Below are 4,962 nucleotides of genomic sequence, written 5' to 3' on the forward strand. Positions count from 1 at the left end.
CCCCGTGGGAGAGGGCTAGGGAGAGGGCAAAACGCAATAACCTAAAAAAACGTCGTCTGAAAAAGATGGCAACAAAAAATACGCATGACACAAACACCCAAAAGAAAAACATAAAAACAACCACACCCAAATACGTTTCAGACGACCTCTCCCCACCAAAATCAGGCATACGTCGTCTGAAATCGGATTTCCCCGATACCTCAAACTAGGAGACTCAACATGGGCTTAAAGCCAATTCCTGCTGCGGTTGCGCTCGCGCTGACGCTGATTATCTGGTTCGTCATCCCCGTGCCGCAGGGCGTATCGCCCGACGCATGGCACCTTTTGGCGTTGTTCGTCGGCATCATCGCCGGCATCATCGGCAAAGCCATGCCCATCGGCGCAATGGCGATTTTGGGCATTACCTTGGTCGCGCTGACCGGCGTGACCAACGAAAAAGCCGCCGACGCAACCAAAGACGCACTGAGCAGCCTCAACAACTCGTTAATCTGGATGATCGGTATCGCCATCATCATCTCGCGCGGTTTGTTGAAAACCGGCTTGGGGATGCGTATCGGCTACCTCTTGATTTCCCTTTTCGGCAAACGCACGCTGGGCGTAGGTTACAGCTTGGCTTTGGCGGACTTGGTCATCGGTCCGGTAACGCCGAGCAACACCGCGCGCGGCGGCGCCATCGTGCATCCGATTATGCGTTCCATCGCCCTGAGCTTCGATTCCGACCCCGAAAAAGGCACGGAAGGCAAAATCGGTAAATACCTCGCGCTGGTCAACTACCACGCTAACATCATTACCTGCTGCATCTTCATTACCGCGACCGCGCCCAACCCGCTGGTCGTCGAATTGGTTGCCAAAGCCACCGATTCGCAAATCCACCTCTCTTGGGGCACATGGTTCGCCGCCATGATCGTACCCGGCCTGATCGCCATGTTCCTGATGCCGCTGGTGCTGTATTTCTTGTATCCGCCCGAAATCAAACAAACGCCTAACGCGACCGCCCTTGCCAAAGAAAAACTGAAAGAAATGGGCGCGATGAAGCGCGACGAAAAAATCATGCTCGGCATTTTCGTGATTCTGCTGCTTCTGTGGGCGGGCGTTCCCGAAATGCTGTTCGGCGTGAAAGTCGATGCCACCGCCACCACCTTCCTCGGTCTCTCGCTGTGTCTGCTCACCGGCGTACTGACTTGGGACGACGCGCTGAAAGAAAAAGGCGCGTGGGACACCATCGTCTGGTTTGCCGCCTTGGTCATGATGGCGAACTTCCTCAACAAATTGGGACTGATTGCATGGCTGTCCGAATCCATGCAGGGCGGCATTTCCCATCTCGGCTTGGGCTGGGAAGCCGGTTGCGCCCTGTTGGTACTCGCCTATCTCTACGCCCACTACGTTTTCGCCAGCGGCACGGCACACGTTACCGCGATGTTCGGCGCGTTCTACGGTGCAGGTCTGGCGTTGGACGCACCGCCAATGCTGTTCGCCCTGATCATGGCGTCCGCCACCGGCATCATGATGTCGCTGACCCACTACGCTTCAGGTTCGTCCCCCGTCATCTACGGCTCGAACTATGTCAGCATGACCGAATGGTGGAAAGCCGGCTTTATCATGAGCGTGGTCGAAATCCTGATTTTCGGCACCATCGGCATTATCTGGTGGAAAGTGTTGGGCTACTGGTAAACCCTGCCTGAAATCAACAAAAGGTCGTCTGAAAATAGGTTTTCAGACGACCTTTTGTTTTTGGGAATAGCGATTGCACAGGAAAGCCGGATATTCCCCGCTATTGGCTGCCCAACCATTCGTCGCGCGTTTGCTTGGCTTCTTCAAAATAACGGTATAGCGCGTCGCGGTTTTCTTGTTCGAGGATACGCTCCAGCTCGGAAAGCTGGTCGTGCAGTCCGGCAATCAGCTTGATCAGGCTGTTTTTATTGTCCAGGCAGATGTCTGTCCAAATGGCGGGATGGCTGGAGGCGATGCGGGTAAAGTCTCGGAAACCGCTGGCGGCAAATTTCAAATATTCCTGTCCGTCCGGATGGTCGGCGATTTGGTGGACATAGGCGAAAGCGGTCAAATGCGGCATATGGGAAACGGCGGCAAACACAGCGTCATGTTCTTCCGCGCTCATTTCAAACGTCTGCGCGCCAACCGCCTGCCAAAGGCTTTTTATCAGGGCGATGCCTTCAGGACGCTCTTGTCCGTGTGTGGTGATAATCAGTTTTTTATCTTGATACAGCCCAAATTGCGCCGCCAATGCGCCGCTGCGGTCGGAGCCTGCGATGGGGTGCGCGGCGATACAGTGTGAAATCCGCTCGGGCAGATATTGGCGGAAAGCGGCGATGGCTGTCCGCTTGGTGCTGCCCACATCGGACACATAAGCATTGGGCGCAAGCAGCGGCGCAATGGCTTGGCAGATGGTCGGCAGCGTGGAAACCGGCGTGGCAATCAACACCAAATCGGCATGACCGATGCTTTCGACGTTGATTTCCGTAAACGCTTTATCAATCACCCGACGCTCAAGCGCACGGTCGAGATTGTCGCGGTCGAGATCAATGCCGGTCACGGTTTGCACCCGTCCCAATCGTTTGAGGTCCAGAACGAAAGAGCCGCCTATCAGTCCGACGCCGATAAGGGTGATGTGTTGGAGCGGGGCGTTTGGTGTCATGGCGGATGTGTAAGGCGGTAGATGAAGGATAGGTCGTCTGAAAACGTACCGAGGACTATGATTTGCTTCCAAACCTGTAAAACCTTATTGGAACACCAATCCTGCCTACGGCTTGGGCTATTATAGTGAATCGGTCTCGTTCCAGCCACAACCGTATCGACCAGACAATCAGCCCGCAGCCGTTTTCAGAATGGAACAATCTTCCGCAATATCAAAATATTTTGCATACACCGCCCATCCCAAAACCATATTTTGTAAGAAAATCAAAGCAAACCGGTTGCGCTCATTCACCCTCGAAACCGTTTGTACAGAAACAGTTTTCCAAACCTCGCGTTCCGTTTTACAATTGAGAGCCATTCTTGAACCAGGTCGTCTGAAAGTACCGTATGTCACTTGCACAACCCAAACGTATCCTCGTCATCAAACTGCGCCATCATGGTGACGTATTGCTCAGTACGCCGGTCGTCGATGCGATCAAACAACATTTTCCCGAGTGCGAAGTCGATATGCTGGTTTATCAGGAAACCGCCGACATCATCCGCGACAATCCCCAAATCTCTCAAATTTTCACCATTGACCGCCAATGGAAAAAGCAAGGCGTGGGCAAACAGTTCAAACACGAAAAAGACCTCTTCCGTCAGTTGAAAGCGCGTCAATACGATTGGGCATTCAACCTCTCCGACCAATGGCGTGCCGCCATCATTGCCAAATTCTGCTCAAAATGCAGCGTCGGCTTCAACTGCATCAAACGCGACAACGCCGCATGGCGCTGGTGTCACGACTTTCTCAACCCCGATATGGGCACGACCAAACATATCGTCGAAACTCATCTGGGCATACTGCCGCCGCTTATCCGTCCGGAAGATCTTTCAAACGCCAAAGTCCGCATGAGCATCGCTCCTGATGTCCGCAACAGTATGGAACAAAAATTGCGCGAACAAGGTTGGCAAGGCGAAGACTACGTCTTACTGCATCCGGGCGCGCGTTGGCTGTTCAAATGTTGGGAAGACGGCAAAAACGCCGCTCTCGTCCAGCTTCTGCTGAACCACGGACACAACGTCGTCCTGACTGCCTCCCCCAGTCCTGTTGAACACGACATGATCGAAGCCATCTTAGGTCGTCTGAAAATGCCGGAAGGCAGCAAAGTGTGGGTATTGTCCGGCTCCCTGACCTTGCGCGAACTTGCCGCCGCGATAGACCGCGCCAAACTGTTTATCGGCGTCGATTCCGTTCCCATGCACATCGCCGCCGCGCTCGACAAACCGCAAATCGCCCTATTCGGCGCGACTTGGCTGGGCATATGGCATCCTTATTCGCTCAATGCCGAAGTGATATGGGCGGGCGATTATACCGAGCTGCCGCACCCCGACAGCATCAATACCGACAATCCCGAACGCCTCCTAAAAGCCATTCCTCTGGAAGAAGTGTGGAACCGCGTTTCCACCAAACTCGACACAATCGACCACGCGAAAACCGACTAATCCCTACTTTAGCGTCAACAAACTTTCATCCGCAAAAAAGGTCGTCTGAAAACATCCGCACCTACGCGAAACGTTTTCAGACGACCTGTTGTTATCTTAACCGGGATAGAACCTTATAGTGGATTAACAAAAATCAGGACAAGGCGGACGAAGCCGCAGATAGTACAGATAGAGACCTTTGCAAAATTCCCCAAAATCCAGATAGTACGGAACCATTCACTTGGGTGCTTCAGCACCTTAGAGAATCGTTCTCTTTGAGCTTAAGGCGAGGCAACGCCGTACTGGTTTAAATTTAATCCACTATATTTCTTTTAACGACCGAAGCCGATATAAGTCTCTCCGCTGCCTTGGCTGCGGCTGCGCCAAGTGTCTTTGGTATCGGTTTTACCCAAAGGCGTATCTTGCTCGACCTGCCACAATACATTATTGCTGCCGCCGATAGGATGCGAACCGCGCATACCGACATAGCTGCCCATATCGGCGACGCCGTTATTGGAAATTCTGTGGCTGCCGTATTTGGTGCTAGAAGCCTCCACTCCGGCTTTCAAATCGCCGTAAAACTGAACCTCCGCCGCAGCCAGCGCAGGTATGGCGAGTAAAGACAAAATCAGAATTTTCTTCATTATGAAATGCTCCTTATATGACATCCCGTCTGCACACGCAGGCGGGAAGGGTTAGTGCAAGGCGAATTCTACCGTCCTAAGCGTTTGGGTTTGAACGAAGAAAGAAAATTCATGCAAAGGGTCGTCTGAAAAATGTCAAATCGGATTCGACCTTCCCATGCCGACCGCACACGTTTTTATAGTGGATTAACTTTAAACCAGTACG

The 4,962-nt window shown here is 52.8% G+C and carries 4 protein-coding genes and 1 pseudogene; 3 read left to right on the plus strand and 2 right to left on the minus strand.

The window, feature by feature from the left end; translation table 11 throughout:
* Both HMPREF2572_RS14925 and HMPREF2572_RS11065 read left to right on the plus strand, forming a co-directional pair.
* Positions 1-209: pseudogene (locus tag HMPREF2572_RS14925) on the plus strand (hypothetical protein); the annotation flags it as partial.
* A gap of 10 nt (positions 210-219) precedes the next feature.
* Positions 220-1,671 carry a DASS family sodium-coupled anion symporter gene (locus tag HMPREF2572_RS11065; protein WP_070498645.1) on the plus strand — a complete coding sequence of 484 codons (1,452 nt, stop codon included), beginning with the start codon at positions 220-222 and terminating at the stop codon, positions 1,669-1,671.
* A gap of 100 nt (positions 1,672-1,771) precedes the next feature.
* Here the strand turns inward: HMPREF2572_RS11065 and HMPREF2572_RS11070 are convergent, their stop codons facing one another.
* On the minus strand, positions 1,772-2,653 hold the full coding sequence (locus tag HMPREF2572_RS11070; protein ID WP_070498647.1) for a prephenate dehydrogenase: 882 nt from the start codon (positions 2,651-2,653) through the stop codon (positions 1,772-1,774).
* A gap of 386 nt (positions 2,654-3,039) precedes the next feature.
* Here HMPREF2572_RS11070 and rfaQ point away from each other — a divergent pair, with 386 nt between their 5' ends.
* Complete coding sequence (gene rfaQ / locus HMPREF2572_RS11080; protein ID WP_070498652.1) at positions 3,040-4,134, plus strand: putative lipopolysaccharide heptosyltransferase III; 1,095 nt, start codon at positions 3,040-3,042, stop codon at positions 4,132-4,134.
* 311 nt (positions 4,135-4,445) lie between these two features.
* Here rfaQ and HMPREF2572_RS11085 read toward each other — a convergent pair whose 3' ends face one another.
* Complete coding sequence (locus HMPREF2572_RS11085) at positions 4,446-4,757, minus strand: porin (protein WP_070498654.1); 312 nt, start codon at positions 4,755-4,757, stop codon at positions 4,446-4,448.
* Positions 4,758-4,962 lie beyond the last annotated feature (205 nt).

It is taken from the genome of Neisseria sp. HMSC064E01, from assembly GCF_001808875.1.
In the GTDB taxonomy this organism is placed as follows: Bacteria; Pseudomonadota; Gammaproteobacteria; order Burkholderiales; family Neisseriaceae; genus Neisseria; species Neisseria sicca_A.